Source organism: Virgibacillus dakarensis (genome assembly GCF_900155625.1).
GTDB classification, from domain to species: domain Bacteria; phylum Bacillota; class Bacilli; order Bacillales; family Amphibacillaceae; genus Lentibacillus_C; species Lentibacillus_C populi.
The window spans coordinates 718,571-738,382 of the sequence record NZ_LT732553.1; the positions used below are offsets into that span (position 1 = coordinate 718,571).

General features: G+C 40.4%; 20 protein-coding genes. 18 read left to right on the forward strand and 2 right to left on the reverse strand.

Translation table 11 applies throughout. The features are described 5' to 3' along the window. Positions 1 to 27: 27 nt before the first annotated feature. The 11 genes from CZ382_RS03595 (at position 28) to CZ382_RS03650 (ending at position 12,572) form a co-directional block, all read left to right on the forward strand. A complete protein-coding gene (locus CZ382_RS03595; RefSeq protein WP_088049856.1) occupies positions 28 to 672 on the forward strand; it encodes an NAD(P)-binding protein in 645 nt (214 codons plus the stop codon). Then, entirely contained in the window at positions 650 to 1,468 is an 819-nt protein-coding gene (locus CZ382_RS03600; protein ID WP_235000384.1) for a uroporphyrinogen-III synthase, read from the forward strand. Before CZ382_RS03595 ends, CZ382_RS03600 begins: the two co-directional genes overlap by 23 nt. 44 nt (positions 1,469 to 1,512) lie before the next feature. Beyond that, complete coding sequence (sat, locus tag CZ382_RS03605) at positions 1,513 to 2,694, forward strand: sulfate adenylyltransferase (RefSeq protein ID WP_088049858.1); 1,182 nt, start codon at positions 1,513 to 1,515, stop codon at positions 2,692 to 2,694. 17 nt (positions 2,695 to 2,711) lie between these two features. Continuing rightward, entirely contained in the window at positions 2,712 to 4,490 is a 1,779-nt protein-coding gene (locus CZ382_RS03610) for an SLC13 family permease (RefSeq protein WP_088049859.1), read from the forward strand. Between the two features lie 10 nt (positions 4,491 to 4,500). Continuing rightward, entirely contained in the window at positions 4,501 to 5,136 is a 636-nt protein-coding gene (gene cysC / locus CZ382_RS03615; protein ID WP_088049860.1) for an adenylyl-sulfate kinase, read from the forward strand. Between the two features lie 693 nt (positions 5,137 to 5,829). Next, positions 5,830 to 6,744 carry a Gfo/Idh/MocA family protein gene (locus CZ382_RS03625; protein ID WP_088049862.1) on the forward strand — a complete coding sequence of 305 codons (915 nt, stop codon included), beginning with the start codon at positions 5,830 to 5,832 and terminating at the stop codon, positions 6,742 to 6,744. 226 nt (positions 6,745 to 6,970) lie between these two features. Continuing rightward, positions 6,971 to 7,279 (forward strand): PTS sugar transporter subunit IIB, encoded by a 309-nt coding sequence (locus tag CZ382_RS03630; RefSeq protein WP_088049863.1) that lies wholly within the window; start codon positions 6,971 to 6,973, stop codon positions 7,277 to 7,279. Positions 7,280 to 7,300: 21 nt separating this feature from the next. Further along, positions 7,301 to 8,614 carry a PTS cellobiose transporter subunit IIC gene (gene celB, locus CZ382_RS03635; protein ID WP_088049864.1) on the forward strand — a complete coding sequence of 438 codons (1,314 nt, stop codon included), beginning with the start codon at positions 7,301 to 7,303 and terminating at the stop codon, positions 8,612 to 8,614. Positions 8,615 to 8,715: 101 nt separating this feature from the next. Then, positions 8,716 to 9,021 carry a PTS lactose/cellobiose transporter subunit IIA gene (locus CZ382_RS03640; protein ID WP_088049865.1) on the forward strand — a complete coding sequence of 102 codons (306 nt, stop codon included), beginning with the start codon at positions 8,716 to 8,718 and terminating at the stop codon, positions 9,019 to 9,021. Between the two features lie 35 nt (positions 9,022 to 9,056). Beyond that, entirely contained in the window at positions 9,057 to 10,445 is a 1,389-nt protein-coding gene (locus CZ382_RS03645) for a glycoside hydrolase family 1 protein (protein ID WP_088049866.1), read from the forward strand. A 183-nt stretch (positions 10,446 to 10,628) separates the two neighbouring features. After that, complete coding sequence (locus CZ382_RS03650) at positions 10,629 to 12,572, forward strand: BglG family transcription antiterminator (RefSeq protein ID WP_088049867.1); 1,944 nt, start codon at positions 10,629 to 10,631, stop codon at positions 12,570 to 12,572. Positions 12,573 to 12,874: 302 nt separating this feature from the next. On the opposite strand, the gene CZ382_RS03655 is transcribed toward CZ382_RS03650, so the two are convergent. Continuing rightward, positions 12,875 to 13,351, reverse strand: a complete 477-nt coding sequence (locus tag CZ382_RS03655; protein ID WP_088049868.1) for a hypothetical protein — start codon at positions 13,349 to 13,351, stop codon at positions 12,875 to 12,877. 123 nt (positions 13,352 to 13,474) lie between these two features. On the opposite strand from CZ382_RS03655, the gene CZ382_RS03660 reads away from it, so the two are divergent. The 7 genes from CZ382_RS03660 (at position 13,475) to qoxD (ending at position 19,237) form a co-directional block, all read left to right on the forward strand. Further along, entirely contained in the window at positions 13,475 to 13,987 is a 513-nt protein-coding gene (locus CZ382_RS03660; protein ID WP_088049869.1) for a GNAT family N-acetyltransferase, read from the forward strand. 81 nt (positions 13,988 to 14,068) lie between these two features. Then, positions 14,069 to 14,332 carry a YciI family protein gene (locus CZ382_RS03665; protein WP_088049870.1) on the forward strand — a complete coding sequence of 88 codons (264 nt, stop codon included), beginning with the start codon at positions 14,069 to 14,071 and terminating at the stop codon, positions 14,330 to 14,332. Positions 14,333 to 14,453: 121 nt separating this feature from the next. Continuing rightward, positions 14,454 to 14,591 (forward strand): hypothetical protein, encoded by a 138-nt coding sequence (locus tag CZ382_RS23920; protein ID WP_196406336.1) that lies wholly within the window; start codon positions 14,454 to 14,456, stop codon positions 14,589 to 14,591. Between the two features lie 765 nt (positions 14,592 to 15,356). After that, positions 15,357 to 16,313, forward strand: coding sequence for a cytochrome aa3 quinol oxidase subunit II (gene qoxA, locus CZ382_RS03670; RefSeq protein ID WP_235000385.1), 957 nt, complete (start codon positions 15,357 to 15,359; stop codon positions 16,311 to 16,313). Positions 16,314 to 16,334: 21 nt separating this feature from the next. Beyond that, entirely contained in the window at positions 16,335 to 18,278 is a 1,944-nt protein-coding gene (gene qoxB / locus CZ382_RS03675; protein ID WP_088049871.1) for a cytochrome aa3 quinol oxidase subunit I, read from the forward strand. Next, positions 18,271 to 18,876, forward strand: coding sequence for a cytochrome aa3 quinol oxidase subunit III (qoxC, locus tag CZ382_RS03680; RefSeq protein WP_088049872.1), 606 nt, complete (start codon positions 18,271 to 18,273; stop codon positions 18,874 to 18,876). The genes qoxB and qoxC overlap by 8 nt, the downstream gene beginning before the upstream one ends. A 1-nt stretch (position 18,877) precedes the next feature. Continuing rightward, positions 18,878 to 19,237 carry a cytochrome aa3 quinol oxidase subunit IV gene (gene qoxD / locus CZ382_RS03685; RefSeq protein WP_088049873.1) on the forward strand — a complete coding sequence of 120 codons (360 nt, stop codon included), beginning with the start codon at positions 18,878 to 18,880 and terminating at the stop codon, positions 19,235 to 19,237. Positions 19,238 to 19,516: 279 nt separating this feature from the next. Here qoxD and CZ382_RS03695 read toward each other — a convergent pair whose 3' ends face one another. Then, entirely contained in the window at positions 19,517 to 19,801 is a 285-nt protein-coding gene (locus CZ382_RS03695) for a hypothetical protein (RefSeq protein ID WP_088049875.1), read from the reverse strand. Positions 19,802 to 19,812: the final 11 nt, after the last annotated feature.

Here is a 19,812-nt window from a genome sequence, read left to right on the forward strand (position 1 = left end):
AGTTCGTAGCAAAAAGGATGTTAAAAATTGGCTCTTACACCGTTCATGATTGATTTAGTAAATAAAAGGGTTGTTATCGTTGGAGGGGGACTTGTTGCTGAGCGAAGGATGCGATGTTTGCTGGAAAGTGGCGCATGCGTGACGGTGATCAGTCCGGAAATAGGTGAAGGGATTCGCGCACTTTGGGAAGAAGGGTACGTAAACTGGAAGCAGAGGCATTTTGAAGCAGATGATGTTGCCGACGCTTTCCTGATTATCGTTGCAACAAATGATCCTGCAACAAATCAGACAGTCATCGAAGCGGCGCCGGAAACTTCCTTAGTAAACGTTGCGGCAGATGCGGAACAAGGGAATATCCAGTTTCCAGCTCATTTACAGCAAGGAAAGCTGTCGATCAGTATTGCTACAAATGGGGCAAGTCCCATGCTTGCAGCAAAAATAAAAAACAGGCTAGCTACGACATACGACCGAAACTATGGGGATTATGTTGACTTTTTATATGAAAGTCGCCAGCTGATCAAACGGTCGTTGTTAACGAAACAGACTCAGACCCTTCTGCTTCGGGAACTGCTGGACGAAAGCTTTAAAAACAAACAAAAGCAAATGGCCATCATTAATTGGCTGAAAAGCCTGGTAAAAGGAGAGGAACATGATGAGCGGCTTGGAAGGTAAAAAAATTGGCATTGCAGCCTCTCGTAAAGCAAATATCATTGCCAAAATGATCCAACAGCGTGGAGGGACACCCTATCATTTTCCAACCCAGGGTGAACAAGTGTTAAATAAGGAAACAAGTATCCAGAATGTTAAAGCATTGCTGATGAAGCCGTTTGATATGGCTCTCTTAACTACCGGAGTCGGCATGGAAACATTGGAGGAAGCAGCCCTTCATCTGAACGAGCATGAGCGTTTCATCCAAAAATTAGCGAATACGAAATTGGTGGTTCGTGGTAGTAAAACGGTGAAATGGCTGAAGAAGCACTCCTTGACCGCAACCTATGTATCCCCAGATGGCACGATGAATGGTCTTTTGACTGTTTTACCAACTGATCAGGATCTGGACGATAGAAAGCGACTCTTTTTACAAGCCTATAATCAGGATGATGTGGAGCTAAAAGTACACCTGGAAGCGCACGGGTATACTGTTTATCTATCAAAACCTTATCAGTATAAGCAACCGGATGTTAATACTGTCCATCGTCTATGGCAAGAAATTAGCGAACGATCGCTTGACAGCGTTATTTTTACAAGTAAAACCCAGGTGCAGAATCTATTCCAGGCAAAGCAGAACATAGACGCCGTTTTCCCTGAGGATGTGTTAGCTGTTGCGGTGGGGAATGTAACGGCACAGGAACTGGCAAACCATCATGTTTCGCGTATTTTTTATCCTGGTAAACCGAAGATGGGCACGATGATGGTTGAACTGGAACGCTATTTTGCTAGAAATGAAACCAAAGACGCAGATAAGTAAATGGATAGTTTTTGGATTAATAATGAGGAAAGGTGGTTTGTCGTATGACATTAACAAAAGGAACAACACCAGCAGCAGCAATTCTCCCGCATGGCGGAGAGCTTATCCAACGGGAAGCTTCTGGTTCTAGACGGGAAATACTTTTGAATGATGTGGAGACGATGCAGTCGCTGACATTGGATGCTTGGAGTCTATCGGATCTGGAGCTTATTGCGATTGGCGGCTTTAGTCCATTAACAGGGTTCATGGGACAGAAGGATTACCTAAGGGTCGTTGAGGAAATGAGGTTGGCAGATGGCACCATTTGGAGCATTCCGATTACGCTTCCAGTGAGTCAAGAACAGGCGAGTACATTGGTAATTGGGGAGACGCTTGCACTTGCAGGAGAAGACAAAGTCAAATATGGCGTCCTTCATGTAGAAGAAATCTATTCCTATGATAAAGAAAAGGAGGCGAGACTTGTTTACGGCACGACAGACGAGGCACACCCTGGTGTTAAAAAGATTTATGAAAAGGGAGAGGTTTATCTCGCTGGTTCTATTGAGCTGCTGCACCGTCCACCGCATGACCAATTTGCAGATTTTTACTTTGATCCAGCGGAAACAAGGAAGATGTTTGCGGACTTAGGCTGGAAAACGATTGTTGGCTTTCAAACACGTAATCCGGTCCATCGTGCGCATGAATATATCCAGAAAAGTGCATTGGAATCGGTCGATGGATTGCTGTTAAATCCATTAGTCGGGGAGACAAAAGCCGATGATATACCTGCTGAGATCCGGATGGAAAGCTATCAGGTTATATTAGAGAAGTATTATCCTCATGATCGAACAAGGTTGGTGATTTATCCTGCAGCGATGCGTTATGCAGGCCCAAGAGAAGCAATCCTGCATGCGATTGTCCGAAAGAATTACGGCTGCACCCACTTTATTATTGGGCGTGACCACGCTGGAGTAGGGAACTATTATGGTACTTACGAGGCGCAGGAATTAATTTCCCAATACGAGGCGGAGCTTGGCATTCAACTATTCAAATTTGAACATGCATTCTATTGCACGAAATGTGAGAATATGGCAACGAAAAAAACGTGCCCGCATGAGCAGTCGTTTCATGTTCATCTAAGCGGTACAAAGGTCCGGGAGAAGCTTCGCAATGGAGAGTCCTTGCCAAAAGAATTTTCCCGTCCTGAGGTAGCGGCAGTGTTAATAAAAGGGTTGAGAGAAAATTAAACAGAGGGATGTCCTCCATGACATTTGAATTGGTATTTGTTCTCGTAATGGTGACAGCCATGTTAATCGGATTATTAGCCGAAATCACCCGACCAGAAATCATTGTTTTTGCAGTACTTACAATTTTTTTGGTAACCGGCATTTTAACGCCTGAAGAAGCACTACAAGGATTTTCCAACGAAGGTATGCTGACCATCGCACTCTTGTTTATAGTAGCTGGTGCAGTACAAAATAGTGGTATCATGGAACGGTTTATTACATCTTGGCTAGCTAAAAGTAAGAGTTTATTAGAATCGATGGCACGTTTTTTCATACCAACCTCAATTCTTTCCGGTTTTTTAAATAATACCCCCATTGTCGTAACGCTTGCTCCGTTGATAAAAAATTGGTGCGAAGAGCGTGACATCACACCATCCAAATTTTTAATTCCGTTATCATACGTAACGATTTTAGGTGGTACGATAACGTTGATGGGAACTTCTACCAATCTGGTTGTGCACGGCATGTTGCTTGATTATGGTTATGAAGGGTATTCCTTGTTTCAATTGGCGATTATCGGCATTCCGATCATGGTGGTTGGTTTGGTCTATATCTTTACAATTGGTTATCAATTATTGCCGGAATATAAGGGGTTCAAGCAAACGATTAAGGAGGATGCTAAAGAATATATTGCGGAGGTAATCGTTGGAGAAACGTTTCCGCACATTAATCAAAGTATAGAGCAAGCTGGATTGAGGGAATTAAAGGGACTATATTTGGTTGAGATAATCCGCGGAGAGGAACGTCTCTCCCCTGTCCGTTCGTCAACAGTTATCCAAGAGGGGGACCGGTTGAATTTTACCGGATTAATGTCGACCCTGACAGAAGTACAGATGACGAAGGGACTATCCTTGAGAACGGGTACGAAATTGGATTTGGACGAATTAAAAAATGGCAATACCCAGCTTGTCGAAGCAGTGGTTTCGCATCAATCTTCGTTATTATCGAAGTCGATTAAACAAAACCAGTTTCGCTCCAAATATGACGCTGGCGTTATCGCGGTTCACCGTAAAAATGAGCGAATTCAATCGAAAGTAGGTGACATTCATCTTAAACCAGGAGATTCCTTGCTTTTACTCGCTGGAAAGGGTTTTGTAGAAAAATATCAGCAATCAAACGATTTCTATGTCCTTACGTCATTAGGGACGCCGGAATCACTAAAGCGCAATGCAAGAAATGGCTGGTTGCCGGTCGGGATCTTTTTCCTGATGATTATCTTGGTAACATTTAGTGTGTTGAGTATGTTTAAAGCCATGGCCGTAGCTGTCATTTTGCTGCTCGCAACCAATACGATTACAGCGAGAGAAGCCAAAGGGTATATCCATTTTCATGTGTTGCTCCTGATTGCCAGTTCTTTTGGTGTTGGGATTGCCATCATGAAATCGGGCTTGGCAGAATGGATTGCCAGGGGATTATTAGCGGTCGGGGAACCGTTCGGATTATTTGCGATTCTTTTATTGATATATCTATTAACCAATATCTTTACCGAGCTGATTACGAATAGTGCTGCTGCGGTATTGATGCTGCCAATTGGGTTGGAGACGGCGGCTAATTTACATCTGGATCCGATGGGGTTTGCTGTTACCATTACGATTGCTGCATCGGCTAGCTTTATTACGCCAATTGGCTATCAGACAAACATGATTGTTTATGGTCCAGGTGGATACAAATTTTCGGATTATATAAAAATTGGAACACCACTTAGTTTACTTGTAATGGCTATAACCGTTACCATCGTCTACTATTGGTGGTTTTAGGAGGGCAACGATGAGTGCTTCAACGAACTTAGTTTGGCATCGATCTGAAGTGACGAAGGAAGCAAGACAAAAACGCAACAATCATCGAAGTGCGGTCATCTGGTTTACCGGGTTATCTGGTTCTGGAAAATCAACTGTATCGGTTGCATTAGAGAAGCAGCTGCATGAATTGGGAGTCCACACGTATCGATTAGATGGGGATAATGTGCGCCACGGGCTGAATAAAAATTTAGGCTTTAGTCCGGAAGATCGTACAGAAAATATTCGTCGGATAGGAGAAGTCGCAAATTTAATGGTTGATGCAGGATTGGTGACCCTAACAGCTTTTATTTCCCCGTATCGTGAGGATCGAGATAATGTGCGCGCATTGCTTGATGACAAGGAATTTATTGAAGTGTATGTGAAATGCGGGCTGGAAGCATGTGAAGCACGCGATCCAAAAGGGTTGTACCAAAAAGCCCGTGCTGGTGAAATCAAAGGGTTTACTGGCATTGACGCTCCTTATGAAATACCCGAAAACCCAGAAATCATCATCGACACGGAACAACAAACACTAGAACAATCAACACAAATCATTAAAAACTACCTCCAAGAACATGGGTATATCCAGCCGTACAGTATACTTGAGCGGTGCGCTATAGATTGATGGATAATCGCTGTAGAATGAGCCGGACTCGCTGTAGATTGCCTGAAATTCGCTGTAGATTGAAGCAAAAACGCTATAGATGTACAGTGAGTCGTCTTGCGCAATTCAGCAGGGGAGTTCCTTCAGACAATGGGATAGGATGCTTGTCCAACCATGTATATAAAAAGAATTGGAATGGAAAATAATTTTGAATGATTGTTTTCCATTTCATTTTTTAAATGCAGCACTGTTTTGCCATTCCTTAAAGCAGTAAATGAATAAAAACGAGAAAAAATAAGGTCATACCTATATATAGGTGTAACTTGCGCTTTCGTACTGTTGGGTGAAATAAACGGAGCCATCCGGTGGTAACCATCCCGACTAAGAGAAAACCTGCAATCAGTCCTACAGCCATTTTCGGCCAGTGAAGATGCAATCCATAACGATGGGTCACGAATATAGCGTGAACGATAATAACAAGGAGTGCAATTGTACCGGTCCAACGATGATACGGGACAATTTTTTTGGATAGATTCGCAAGCCTAACCTTCGTTCTCCTTTCTAGTGGTGTGTCAAAGTTTAACAAGATCACGGATAAATGGTATAGTTGTTCACTGAAAGAATGGATATTTGTAAATAAAAAGAATGCATTATAACTGATGGACGAGTTTAAAATTTCTCTAGATCTATTTTTCAAAGGTGGATAGATGGACAATGAAAAAACCACGGATTGGTATGATAGGATTGGGTGGAATAGCCCAAAAGGCGTATTTACCTGTTCTTACAAAGGAAACCGATTGGATATTTGCTGGAGCATTTTCACCAAGTGTTAAGAAGAGGCAACATATTTGCAAGCAATACCGTATTCAGGAGTTTGCCAGTTTAACAGCTCTAACGCAACATTGTGATGCCGTTTTTGTACATAGTTCAACTGCTTCTCACTATGATGTTGTGTCGGAGCTTTTAAACAAAGGGAAAGATGTTTATGTTGATAAGCCACTGGCAGCAACTGTATCGGAAGCGGAAAAACTAGTGAATTTAAGTGAAAAGAACGGTAGAAGGCTAATGGTAGGATTTAACCGACGTTTTGCACCGATGTATGTCGAAGCAAAGGAGAAATGCAATGATTTAGCTTGGGTACGTTTCGAAAAACACAGAATAAGTGGGATCGGTATCGACTCCTATAGCTATACTATGCTGGATGACTATATTCATTTGATAGATACGGTTCGTTGGCTAGCAGATGAAAACCTGCAGGTGCTGTATAACAATATACACCTTAATAACAAGAATCAGCTCATATACGCGCAACATACATATGAGACTTCTCACAAGGTAGCTTTTCATACAGCAATGCATCGCAATGCGGGGATAAACTTGGAACAATTGGAACTTTTTTGTGAGGAGAAAACAATCAGGGTTAAGAACATGCAAACGATGGAGGTAGAACAAAATGACATGAGAGTGGTAAAACAACCATCCTCATGGGAAACGATCTTAAAATTACGAGGATTTGAGGGAGCGATTGGGAGTTTTATTGATTGTGTTCATAACGATGTACGACCTGTGGTGGATGGGGAAGAAGGGTTAAAGTCGCAAATTGCTATGGAAAACTTATTGAATCGATAGACTCATCATAAACTATTTCTTTTCATAATTTGGGAAAAGTCTAGAGCTGTTTCTTGCTGCGAACACGTGCGGGTAACAGGCTCTTTTTTTTTGAAAATGTATTATCTATTCAATCATTTCCCCCACCTCCCGGAAAAACAATGTATTCAGTTGTAAGCGCTTGTACTTTAAAATAATGGTATAAGATCAGATTTACAAGCCACTTACATCAAAGGAGGAATTATACATGAAACGAATTTTATTGGCCTGTTCATCAGGAATGTCTACAAGTTTACTAGTTACAAAAATGAAGGAGGTAGCAGCGGCAAAAGGGATTGAAACGGAAATATGGGCTGTGGCACAGGACAAAGCACTAGAAGATATGAAAAAAGCAGATGTCTTGCTGATTGGTCCACAAATGCGGTTTTTAAAGAAAAAGCTTGCCAAGGCTGCAGATCAAGCGGGTATCTCATTGGATGTTATTGATCCGATTGCATACGGCCGGATTGATGGAGAAGCTGTATTGGATAAAGCCCTGGAATTAATTGGGGATTAGAAATTACAAGGGGGAATTGTAATGAACAAGTTTATGGAGGTTTTGGAAAATTTTCTGTTGCCAATTGCCGACAAATTAAACAATAACCGATATTTAACGGCACTAAGAGATGGCTTCATGGTAGCATTACCATTAATTATCTTTGGTTCAATCTTTGTGGTCATCGCAAACTTTCCATTTTTAGATCGAATTATTTCGGAGGATGCCTATGCAGCATACCAAAATGCATTAGGTCCGGCATCGGCTGCAACGTTAAGTATTATGGGGTTGTTCGTCATTGTTGGAATTGGTTATAAACTAACACAGCATTACGGGTTGGATGCTATTTATGGTGGCGTTGTTGCCATAGCAGCATTTTTGATTTTGACACCACAGGTATTGGAAGATGTCTCCGGCGTCATTCCAACGTCAACCTTAGGTGCAGAAGGAATGTTTCTTGGGATATTTACAGCATTTATTTCCGCTGAACTTTATCGATTTTTTGTAAATAAAAATTGGACAATTAAGATGCCAGCTGGTGTTCCAGACTCTGTATCTAGATCATTTAGTGCTTTGATTCCAATTACCTTAACACTAACTGTATTCTTAGTTATCCGCGTTGTTTTCAGCTATACTAAATATGATACTGTACAAAACTTTATTTACACCATTATTCAGCAACCGTTAACAGAATTGGGAAGTGGTCTAATTGCTACTATCGTTGCGGTATTGTTGATACAAATATTCTGGTTTTTCGGTTTGCATGGACAAATCATTATTAACTCCGTGTTTGATCCAATCTGGTATGCATTAAATGATGAAAACCTCCAAGCATTCCAGGCAGGTTCCGAGCTGCCAAATATTATTACAAAACAATTTGTTGATTCATTTCTCGTCGGTATGGGCGGGTCAGGTATGACACTTGCAGTCGTCATACTCATTTTTATCATAGGGAAAAGCAGGCAGACGAAGGAATTGGGGAAATTGGGAGGCCCCTCCGGTTTGTTTAATGTTAATGAGCCGATAATCTTCGGCTTGCCAATTATTATGAATCCGTTAATTCTTATTCCGTGGTTATTAGCTCCGGTTGTTATTACGATTATTACTTATTTCTCAATGGCTACAGGGATGGTACCGAGACCGGCAGGAATTATTGTGCCTTGGACAACACCAGTAATATTGAACGGGTTTTTGGCAACCGGTAATGCATGGCAAGGTGCGGTGCTACAGGCATTTAATCTAGTTGTCGTAATGGGCATTTGGTGGCCATTCTTAAAAATACTGGATAAAAGCTACTACGAAAGCGAGAAAAACGATAAGAAAAATGATTCCGATAGTAAAAGGAAAGAAGCATAGTAAGCCATTTTCATTGATTACTAAATTAATTTGGCTCCGGTTTAAACCTCTGGGGCCAGCTGCATTTTCAATATTTTATAGACTTCAGAGGTGACGTGCACATGGATACGATTACAGAGACCGCTTTTCAGATTATTTTATATGCCGGAAATGGAAAGTCAAATGCAATGGAGGCTATCCAGGAAGCGAAGACTGGCAATTTCGATAAGGCGGAAAAGTTAATTGAAGAAGCGGGAACGGAGCTTGGGAAAGCACATGACTTTCAGACAAAGTTTCTTCAGGAAGAAGCAAGTGGGGAAGGAACATCCGTTAACGTAATATTGGTTCATTCTCAAGATCATTTAATGACAGCAATGACGGTAAGGGACCTTGCTGTTGAGATTATTGAAATTTATCGCAATAAGTAGGGTATTCTTAACAAAAAGAGATGGAGGAATTTTTGATGGCTTTACAATATAAGTTTCCGGAAAACTTCTGGTGGGGAAGCGCAACTTCTGCAACACAAATCGAAGGGGCAGCAAATGAAGATGGAAAGGGAAAAAATATTTGGGATCATTGGTACGAAACGGAACCAAATCGGTTCTATGAAAATATTGGCCCTGAAACGACGTCTGATTTCTATCATCGATATAAAGAAGATATTCAATTAATGAAAGATATTGGTCATAATACATTTCGTATGTCCATTTCCTGGGCTCGCTTAATTCCCGATGGACGTGGGGAACTAAATCCAGCTGCTGTTTCATTTTACAATAATGTCATTGATGAATTAATTACAAATGATATTGAGCCATTCGTGACGCTTTTTCATTTTGACATGCCATTGGAATTACAAAATCAGGGTGGCTGGGAAATCAGGGCGGTGGTCGATGCTTTTACAGAATATGCACGAGAAGCATTTCGTTTGTTTGGTGATCGTGTAAAAAAATGGTTTACATTTAATGAGCCAATTGTTCCGGTCGAGGGTGGTTACCTATATGATTTTCATTATCCAAATGTCGTTGATGCCAGACGAGCAGCCCAAGTCGCTTATCATACGATGATCGCACATGCGAAGGCTGTTCGAGCATTTCATGAATCCAATGTTGCGGATGGAAAAATAGGCATCATTTTAAACTTGACGCCATCCTATCCAAGAAGTCAAAATCCGGCTGATTTGAGAGCATCCCGAATTGCTGATTTATTTTTCAACCGCAGTTTTCTTGATCCAGCAGTATTGGGCGAATATCCGCAAGAATTAATAGATATTTTAAACGAGCATGGCCTATTACCTGTTACTGAAAGGGGAGACAGGGAACTTCTAAAAGCTAACACGGCAGATATTCTCGGCGTCAACTATTATCAGCCGCGCCGGGTAAAGGCAAAGGAGTATTTGCCAAATCCATATAGTCCATTTATGCCCGATTGGTTCTTTGATAACTATGAAATGCCGGGTAGAAAAATGAACAAATATCGTGGATGGGAAATCTATGAAAAAGGAATCTATGATATCATGCAAAACTTAAAAGAAAACTATGGTAACATTGAATCTTTTGTTTCTGAAAACGGAATGGGTGTCCAAGATGAAGAACGATTTGTTGTGGATAAAGAGATTCAAGATGATTACCGGATTGATTTTATCCGGGAGCATTTAAAGTGGCTGCATAAAGCAATTGAAGAAGGCTGTAATGTGAAGGGCTATCATTTATGGTCATTCATGGATAACTGGTCGTGGATGAATGCCTATAAAAATCGGTATGGATTCTTCTCGGTTGATCTCAGGACGAAGCAAAGGACTCCGAAAAAAAGTGCACATTGGATAAAAGAAGTTTCCCAGAATAACGGGTTTTAATTGGCATAAGCTCGAGGTTCTGGTTCTATTTGGGACGAGAACCTTTTTGGGTAAACGCTAGTTTTCTAACAAAGGTCTTTGTCACGGCCACTGGAACGTCTTTGAGTAAAGACCTTTGTTGCTACTGTAATGGAAATAAGGAGTAAAAATGAAACAGGTCATAATATTAAGGAGAAAAACGATATGTTGAACTCCAGAATGCGGACAATTTTACGTGAATTAATGACTGCCCATACACCAATTACAAGTACCTATCTAGCTAATTTAAATCAGGTTACAACCCGGACCATAAGGGAAGATATCAAAAGCCTTGATTTATTGTTGGCTGATAATGGCGCTCAAATTGAATCTATCATGGGAAAAGGGTATAAATTGACGATATTGGATAATCAGGGTTTTCGAAAATATTTACAATCGAATTTTAGCGAAGATATGACGGATGGTGATTTTGTTCCCGAATCACCGGAGGAGCGGATTTTTTATACGATCAAACGTTTATTATTATGTGAAACGTATGTAAAACTGGATGATTTGGCAGATGAAATGTTTATTAGTAAATCGACTATTCAAAATGACTTAAAGCATGTAAAACAAATACTGGGTAATTTTGATATTAAATTAATATCACGGCCCAACTACGGAGTTAAAGTAGTGGGCAGTGAACTTAAACTGCGTTTCTGCATGGCAGAATATATATTTGACCGTAACGACAGAAGCAGAAATCATATGATAGAAGGAAATTTACAACTTTTGCCAAAAAAGAACCTGGAAATAATTCATGATATTATTTTAAAACAAATTAAAGCAAATCATATTACATTATCCGATATAGCGATTAATAATCTATTTATCCATATTTCGATTGCCTATAAGCGGATAAAGAATGGCAATCATGTTACGTTAATCAAAGCCGAAGTGCAAGAAATTATGGAGCAGGTGGAATATAGGGTTGCCCAAAAAATGGTTAGAGAAGTGGAAGATGCATTTGGGGTTATATTTCCGCAGTCAGAGGTCGCATATATAGCAATACACCTGCTCGGGACAAAAATGCTTACGCAAACAAGTACCGGCGATAAACTTGTCGAACATGTCATGGATGAGGATATTTTAAACCTTGTAATGGCTGCGCTGGATAAAATTGAATCCAAGCTAAATCTTGAACTGAAAGGTGATCAGGAGCTGGTAATGGGGCTATGTCTGCATTTGAAACCAGCCATAAACCGGTATAAATATGGTATGAATATTAGAAATCCAATGCTAACAGACATTAAAAAAAATTATCCATTAGCTTTTGAAGCAGGTGTTATCGCCGGCCTGACCATTGAAGGAAAAACAGGTAAGGAAATCAACGAGAATGAGGTAGGATACATAGCATTGCATATCGGTGCTGCCATAGAAAGGAAAAAGATGGAGTCAGGCCCCAAACAATGCCTGATTGTTTGTGCTTCAGGATTGGGAACGGCACGATTGATCTATTATAAATTAAAAAATCATTTTGGCAAGAGTCTCGACGTTATTGGCACAACCGAATTTTACAACCTGAGTCAACACCATTTGCACAATATTGATTTTATTGTTAGTTCAATTCCAATTTCAGAGGAATTGCCAGTTCCAATCATTGAGGTTAATGCTATTGTAGGGGATAACGATCTGGCAAAAATAGAGCAATTTATTGTAAATAAAAAACGGGATATCCATTCATTTTTTAAAAAAGATCTGATGTATTTAGGGGAAGATTTCTCCTCAATGGATGAAGTATTGGAATTTTTACATTTGCAATTGCTTAGCAAAGGGCTAGTTGAGGCGCCATTCCTTGACGCTATTTATGAACGTGAGAAGGTTGCGCCAACTTCATTTGGGAACTTAGTTGCCATTCCCCATCCCATTACTCCTGAATCAAACCATACCTTTCTGGCTGTATGCACATTAAAAAAACCAATCATCTGGAATAATAAATCAGTGCAGCTGGTTTGTTTACTTAGTGTCAAGAAAAATAGTCAGGAAGATTTGCAATCCATGTATGATGTATTAGGAAAAATAATTGATAATGGTTCAGTTGTTCACCAGTTGATCAAGGCAAAAACATTCGACGAATTTATGGATGTGTTGGTTGGATCGGCAATTTGATTTCAACGAAACGGTTGTACTGGGATGCAACTTTATTTAGAAATTAACTCAAAGGTCCAATGAAGATGGGGGAGAATTCATGAAAAAAGAACTGGGAAAGAATGAAGCCGCATTATTCATTGGCTGAAGGAGAAGTTAAGGAGATGCTGAAGTCCTTTATACCAGCAAAAAGGCTGCTATCCGCTCGTCTTTTAGGGGCGGCATCAGAAATTCAAATTGGCTGCAGGATGTTAAACAGTTAATCATAAAAGCTATTGAAAACTGGGATGATTATCGAACTAAGTTAACGAGCTTTTCTGTCGTTAAAGCAGCACATGAGCAAAAATAACAAAAAACAATATTATACCAATATATATATGAAGCTTCCGTTTTCGTACTGTCGGCTTAAATAACCGCAGCCATCCAGTTGTAACCATCCCAATTAAGAGAATACCCGCAACTAGTCCTGCTGTCATTTTCAGCCAATAGAGATGCAAACCATAACGATTGATCACAAATATAGCATGAATGACAATAGCTATGAGTGCTGTCGTGCCAATCCAACGATGATACGGCACAATTTTTTTTGACAGATTAGCTAACCTGATTTTTGTTTTTCTTTCTGGAGTATTACGGATCGTGGAATATACCGCATGACGGGTCCAATTGAAGAGAAAGAACAATAGACCGGCAAATCCAATGGTGATGTGTAATTGAATTCCCTGAAAAGAGAAGGTTTTGACAACCTGCCAAACCGCTGCTATTAACAATAATAGATTAAAGTAAAACCACTTGCTCATCTCATCGCCTCTTGATTAAATACTTTATGCTCCTTTTCATCTTCACCCGACTATAAATATAACGTACAATAGAAATAAAAGGAATAGAAATGTAAAAATATGCATGAAGAAAGGATGCCTTGTATGAATATCATTGATTCAGAAAGATTTTTCTTCCGTCCTTATTGTGATAATGATTTCATGTTTTTGATCTCCTTATTGCAGGATCCGGAAATGATGCGCTACATTGGAAATGGACAGACAAGGGATCGTGAAGGAGTAAAGCAATTTTTAGACTGGATATATCGCACATACGAATCCGATGCTAATTTGGGATTAAAGGTTCTTGTTCGGAAAGAGGATAACGTGAGGATTGGGCATGCTGGTCTTGTTCCACAAACAGTAGATGGGAAAGAAGAAATAGAAATAGGCTACTGGATTGCCCGTGATTTCTGGGGACATGGTTATGCGACCGAGGCAGCAAAAACACTCCGGAATTATGGTATTCATCAGCTTGGTAGACAACGATTTATTGCTCTGATTCAGACCGACAATATTAAATCCCAACAAGTCGCCAAGAAAATTGGCATGACCATCGAAAAGGAAATTATTCTGTTAGGGAAAGCTGTCTTTGTTTACTCTGTTCAAGATGATTAATGAGAATACTAGTAAAAAGTATTAGAATAGGCAGGAAAGAAACAAATTAATCTTACATAATCATGGAAAGGATTGATTCACATGAAATATTTTGCCGCTTTTTCACCGATGCTGGATGAGGAAAAAAGCAAGCTGTATCGCCCAGATCATTTAAACTATATCCAGAAACTGCAGGAGGAAGGACGTATCTTTGCAAAAGGCCGCTTTGCTGATGGAACGGGCGGTTTAGTGATTTACAAGGCTGATAATCTCGCAGAAGTGGAGAAGGTTGTGAAGCAGGATCCTTATGTCGTAAAGGGAGCACGTAGTTACGAAATTCATGAGTGGGAAATGACACAAAACTAGCGCAAGTTAAAACCGGATGCCACCTTGTTACAATGGCATCCGGTTTTAACTGAATGTCGATCAATAATTTTTTCTCAAATGGACAACATACTCATAAAGAATCATAACAGGAGGGTTCATTTTGTCGGAACAAAATAAAAACCGTAACAAAGACAAGAATCGGCAGAACAACAAAGACAACCACCAAAAACTGGGAAATGATGTTGGAATTGCTAATGATAGCGAATTTCTAAATCTGGACAATAAAAAGAATAAGTGAGAACGGAAATAACATATAAAAATGGGCAAGGCCGCTGTGATATGCAGTCTTTTTTCTCTTGAAATCCGACTGAGTTTGGTCACTCATAAGCTTGATGAGTGGCTTTTCTTTTGAAATCCGACTGAGTTTGGTCACTCATAAGCTTGATGAGTGGCTTTTCTTTTGAAATCCGACTGAGTTTGGTCACTCATAAGCTTGATGAGTGGCTTTTCTTTTGAAATCCGACTGAGTTTGGTCACTCATAAGCTTGATGAGTGGCTTTTCTTTTGAAATCGGACCGAGTTTGGTCACTAATAAGCTTGATGAGTGGCTTTTCTTTTGAAATCCGACTGAGTTTGGTCACTCATAAGCTTGATGAGTGGCTTTTCTTTTGAAATCCGACCGAGTTTGGTCGCTCATAGCTTGATGAGTGGCTTTCTTTGCCATTTATTTAACACTTTTCTTACCATTTGGAAATACCTGTATCCACGTCATTATGCAAGAAAAGGTGTTAAAACAGCTATTTACGGGTAATCTTAGGTATGAAATCATAAGATGATTTGAATCGCCGATTGTTATCTCGGGAAAACGGTTTCTGTGATTTATTTCACATAAATTTATACTTTTTGTGTCGATGATTTAACAATAACGTGAACTTTTTATAATTAGCCTTGAAACTACTTATGTTTCTTATTGTAATTTGTTAAACTAATCATCATTGGTTTACAAGTTATACATGTTGTTAATAGTGAATTCAAATTTAGCGAAACATTGGGAGGGTTACACATGCTTGATTTTATGCCTTTTCGCAAAAAAGGATTAATCTTGTTGTTATTTGGCATTGTGCTCTTGCTCGGCGGCTGTGATCAAATGGCTGTTTTTGATCCGAAAGGGCCGGTTGCGGAAAGTCAAAGGGATCTAATTGTTTATTCCCTTTTCTTTATGGCAGGAATCATTCTTGTTGTCTACGTGGCATTTACCATAATTATTATAAAATATCGTGATCACCCAAAGCGTAAGGAAAACAGTTATAAGCCTAACTTCCACGGAAGCAAGACTATTGAGGCGATTTGGACGATCATTCCAATTTTAATTGTTACTGCACTGTCTATTCCAACCGTAACGACATTGTTTGATCTGGAAAAGCCGCCAGAAACAACTGCTGCAAAAGAGCAGAAGGAACCACTGGTTATCTATGCTACATCAGCAGATTGGAAATGGTTTTTTAGCTATCCGGAGCAGGATATAGAAACGGTAAATTACTTACACATTCCAACAGACCGACCGATTGAATTCCGGCTCTCATCTACGGCATCGATGGCGGCACTCTGGATCCCGAGGCTTGGCGGGCAAAAGTACAATATGGCCGGCATGGAAACCATCCTTTATTTACAGGCAGATGAACCTGGTATCTACGATGGACGAAATTCCAATTTTAATGGAGAAGGTTTTGCCGAGCAGACATTTAAGGTACATGCAGAAAGTGCGGATAAGTTCGGGCAATGGGTAAGAGACAAACAAACGAATGCACCAAAATTGACCCAGGAGCAATATGACAAACTGCTGAAACCTGGTCTAACTGATCGCCATACATTTTCATCGACGCATTTGGATTGGGTAAACCATGGTACACATAAAGGAATGGATTATGACATTATCCGTCACTGGAAAGAGTATGAAACGTTATTGCATTTGGAAGTTGGGAATATAGACGAAAGTATTGAAGAACACATTGAAAATTAACGTGGGGAAGTTGGTGAAACCATGAAACTTGATGAATTTTTTGTTACCGGGGAACCGCTGATTTATGGTGGAATGGTTGCGATTGTACTTGTTACATCAGCGATCATCTTTCTCCTTACTTACTTTAAAAAATGGAAGTGGCTCTGGCGGGAATGGCTGACGACCGTTGATCATAAAAAAATCGGGATCATGTATATTTTAAGTGCACTTGCCATGCTGTTTCGCGGTGGGATGGACGCCTTGATGATGCGAACACAGCTGGCTGTGCCGGACTTGAATTTTTTAAGTGCACAGCATTATGATGAAATTTTTACAACACATGGTACGGTTATGATTATTTTCATGGCAATGCCGTTTTTGATTGGTTTGATGAATATAGTTGTTCCATTACAGATCGGGGCAAGGGATTTCGCGTTTCCATTTGTTAACGCGTTAAGCTTCTGGTCGTTTTTCTTTGGCGCTTTGCTATTCAATGTTTCCTTTGTTATCGGCGGGTCACCAGATGCAGGATGGACCAGCTACACGCCATTATCGGGGGCAGCACTGAGTCCGGGACCAGGTCAAAACTTTTACCTGATGGGACTGCAGCTCGCCGGTATTGGGACGTTAGCTACTGGAATCAATTTGATGGTGACGATTTTGAAAATGCGCGCACCAGGAATGAAAATGTTTAAAATGCCTATTTTCACCTGGTCGTCATTAATAACTTGTTTTATTATTATTTTTGCCTTCCCAATTCTGACGGTTGCATTAGCATTATTAACGATTGACCGGATTTTTGGTTCGCAGTTTTTCACCCTTACAGGGGAAGGCTTGCCGATGATGTGGGCGAATCTGTTTTGGATGTGGGGACATCCGGAAGTATATATTGTTGTCTTGCCAGCATTCGGTATTTTTTCCGAGGTGATTGCAACATTTGCGCATAAACGAATCTTTGGTTACAGTGCGATGGTCTGGTCGATTATCATTATCGCGGGACTTAGCTTCCTTGTATGGGTGCATCATTTCTTTACAATGGGGGCAGGGGCATTTGTCAATTCCGTATTTTCGGTTTCGACGATGCTGATAGCTGTACCGACCGGTGTAAAAATATTCAACTGGCTTGGGACGTTGCATAAATCAAAAATTGAATTTAGCACCGCTATGCTATGGGCACTTTCGTTTATACCAAGCTTTGTGATCGGCGGTGTGACTGGCGTTATGTTAGGCATGGCAGCGGCGGATTACCAGTTTCATAATTCGTACTTTCTAGTTGCACACTTCCATTACGTATTAATCGCCGGAACCGTATTTGCGTGCTTTGCCGGTTTAACCTACTGGTATCCGAAAATGTTTGGACACAAATTGAATGAGCGGCTCGGAAAATGGAGTTTCTGGTTGTTCCTAATCGGTTTCCATGTTTGTTTCTTACCGCAATACTTTATTGGACTTGATGGAATGCCACGAAGAATATTCCATATCGGACCAGAATGGTTTACACTCAACTTCCTTTCAACGATCGGTGCGTTCGGGATGGGAATTGGTTTTGCAATTTTTGTCTATAACATTTACTATAGTTTCCGGTATAGTAAACGGGAAACAACTGGTGATGCTTGGGGCGGTCGGACATTGGAATGGGCAACACCAACACCGGTACCACCATACAATTTTGCAACACTACCGGAAGTGAACGATATTGATGCCTTTATGGAAATGAAAGAAAAGGGCGAAACAACCTTTGATGAGAAAAAGCTGCAGCCAATCCATATGCCAAGCAACTCTGGTAAACCATTTATTATGATGGCTATCCTGTTTTTTGCCAGTTTTGCACTTGTCTTTGAATGGATAACACTTGCAGCGATTGGATTAGCAGGCGGGCTCATCATGATGATCATCCGGTCATTTGATTATGATGAAGGGTATCATTTCAGTGTAAATGAAATAAAACAAATCGAACAAAGCAGAAGGGGGCTAGATCATGAGTGAGCAAAACTTTAGTTCAGGGCCACTGGAATATCAGACGGAACAAAGCAGGCTGAATATTCTCGGATTTTGGATATTCCTTGCCGCAGAGCTTGCTTTATTTTCGACCCTGTTTGCAACTTATGCTGTGTTATCTGGCCGTACCGCTGATGCACCTGCACCTTTTGAACTGTTTGAGCCGACAAGTACACTGATCATGACATTTCTGTTATTAACAAGTAGTTTTACGTGCGGGATTGCCGTTCATGAAATGCGGAACGGTTCTAAAAAGGGGCTGCTTACTTGGTTAATTGTTACATTAATATTAGGGTTTGCCTTCCTGGGTTTCGAAATTGATGAATTTATCACGTACGTCCATGAAGGTGCGACATTACAGTCCAGTGCATATTGGTCAGCTTTCTTCATTCTGGCGGGTACACATGGGTTGCACGTTACGCTGGGAGCAGGTTGGATGATTTTACTCGTCATTCAGCTGATGCAGCGCGGAATTACCAGGGTAACAAGCCGAAAAGTATTTATTGTTAGCTTGTACTGGCACTTTTTAGATGTTGTTTGGATTTTCATTTTTACAAGTGTTTATTTAATCGGGATGGTGATGTAGCATGGAACACAAAACCAAAAGAATCCCCGTAAAGCATATAATCGGTTTTATTCTGTCACTAGCATTAACAATCGTCGCTGCCTGGGCTGCACTTGGGTCTGATTTACCGAAAGGGTGGGTTATTACGGGTATCATGGTTTTAGCTGTTATTCAAGCAGCGATCCAGTTATTCATGTTCATGCATATGACCGAGTCAGCCAGTGGAAATGGGCACATTCCCTGGAATATGATGTTCCATGGGTTTGTGATTGTCGCAATTGTTGTTGCTGGATCGTTATTTACGATGTCATATGGCTTTGGTCACCATCACAACGACAGTCCGGCACACCAGCAGCAACACGGGGAACATATGCATGATTAATTGGAATGGGATGTGGCAGAAATGGAGTTAAACAAGCAACCTTCTAAGCGTAGTATATTCAGTCTGCAGGCAAGGTGTATCATTGGGTTTTCCCTATGCATTATATTGACTGCTTTTTCACTTTGGGCGGCAATGTTCTCTGGATACTCATTTAAAGCAATATATGCTGTGTTATCGGTACTAGCCTTTATTGAGGCAATCATTCAATTGTTTAGGGTTCCGACCTCTGAACAATAATCAAAAATCACCTTTTCTCATCTGAAGAAAAGGTGATTTTTATTAATGATTAAAGGTTTTTGTAGTTCTTGTGTTTGTATAGGATGTTTTAACGATTCGGATGATAAACATAACCCAGGCAACCTCAGCGAGAATCATGCTTACGTAAAACATAATCCACATAATCGAAAAAGCAATTGGTGCAGTATGAAATTGGGCCTCAATATAATACAGCCACATTCCCACAAGCATAACGGTTTGCACTACAGCAAGTATTTTCCTATGCAAATGAATAAACAGGAATGGGGTTAGTGTTGCCAGTAACATAAACATCACTATAATACCCATTTAAATCATCT

Bases quoted from the DNA above. Each gene is read 5' to 3' on its own strand.
- CZ382_RS03600 (WP_235000384.1), top strand. From the start codon at position 650: ATGATGAGCGGCTTGGAAGGTAAAAAAATTGGCATTGCAGCCTCTCGT.
- sat (WP_088049858.1), top strand. From the start codon at position 1,513: ATGACATTAACAAAAGGAACAACACCAGCAGCAGCAATTCTCCCGCAT.
- CZ382_RS03610 (WP_088049859.1), top strand. From the start codon at position 2,712: ATGACATTTGAATTGGTATTTGTTCTCGTAATGGTGACAGCCATGTTA.
- cysC (WP_088049860.1), top strand. From the start codon at position 4,501: ATGAGTGCTTCAACGAACTTAGTTTGGCATCGATCTGAAGTGACGAAG.
- CZ382_RS03625 (WP_088049862.1), top strand. From the start codon at position 5,830: ATGAAAAAACCACGGATTGGTATGATAGGATTGGGTGGAATAGCCCAA.
- CZ382_RS03630 (WP_088049863.1), top strand. From the start codon at position 6,971: ATGAAACGAATTTTATTGGCCTGTTCATCAGGAATGTCTACAAGTTTA.
- celB (WP_088049864.1), top strand. From the start codon at position 7,301: ATGAACAAGTTTATGGAGGTTTTGGAAAATTTTCTGTTGCCAATTGCC.
- CZ382_RS03640 (WP_088049865.1), top strand. From the start codon at position 8,716: ATGGATACGATTACAGAGACCGCTTTTCAGATTATTTTATATGCCGGA.
- CZ382_RS03645 (WP_088049866.1), top strand. From the start codon at position 9,057: ATGGCTTTACAATATAAGTTTCCGGAAAACTTCTGGTGGGGAAGCGCA.
- CZ382_RS03650 (WP_088049867.1), top strand. From the start codon at position 10,629: ATGTTGAACTCCAGAATGCGGACAATTTTACGTGAATTAATGACTGCC.
- CZ382_RS03655 (WP_088049868.1), bottom strand. From the start codon at position 13,351: ATGAGCAAGTGGTTTTACTTTAATCTATTATTGTTAATAGCAGCGGTT.
- CZ382_RS03660 (WP_088049869.1), top strand. From the start codon at position 13,475: ATGAATATCATTGATTCAGAAAGATTTTTCTTCCGTCCTTATTGTGAT.
- CZ382_RS03665 (WP_088049870.1), top strand. From the start codon at position 14,069: ATGAAATATTTTGCCGCTTTTTCACCGATGCTGGATGAGGAAAAAAGC.
- qoxA (WP_235000385.1), top strand. From the start codon at position 15,357: ATGCTTGATTTTATGCCTTTTCGCAAAAAAGGATTAATCTTGTTGTTA.
- qoxB (WP_088049871.1), top strand. From the start codon at position 16,335: ATGAAACTTGATGAATTTTTTGTTACCGGGGAACCGCTGATTTATGGT.
- qoxC (WP_088049872.1), top strand. From the start codon at position 18,271: ATGAGTGAGCAAAACTTTAGTTCAGGGCCACTGGAATATCAGACGGAA.
- qoxD (WP_088049873.1), top strand. From the start codon at position 18,878: ATGGAACACAAAACCAAAAGAATCCCCGTAAAGCATATAATCGGTTTT.
- CZ382_RS03695 (WP_088049875.1), bottom strand. From the start codon at position 19,801: ATGGGTATTATAGTGATGTTTATGTTACTGGCAACACTAACCCCATTC.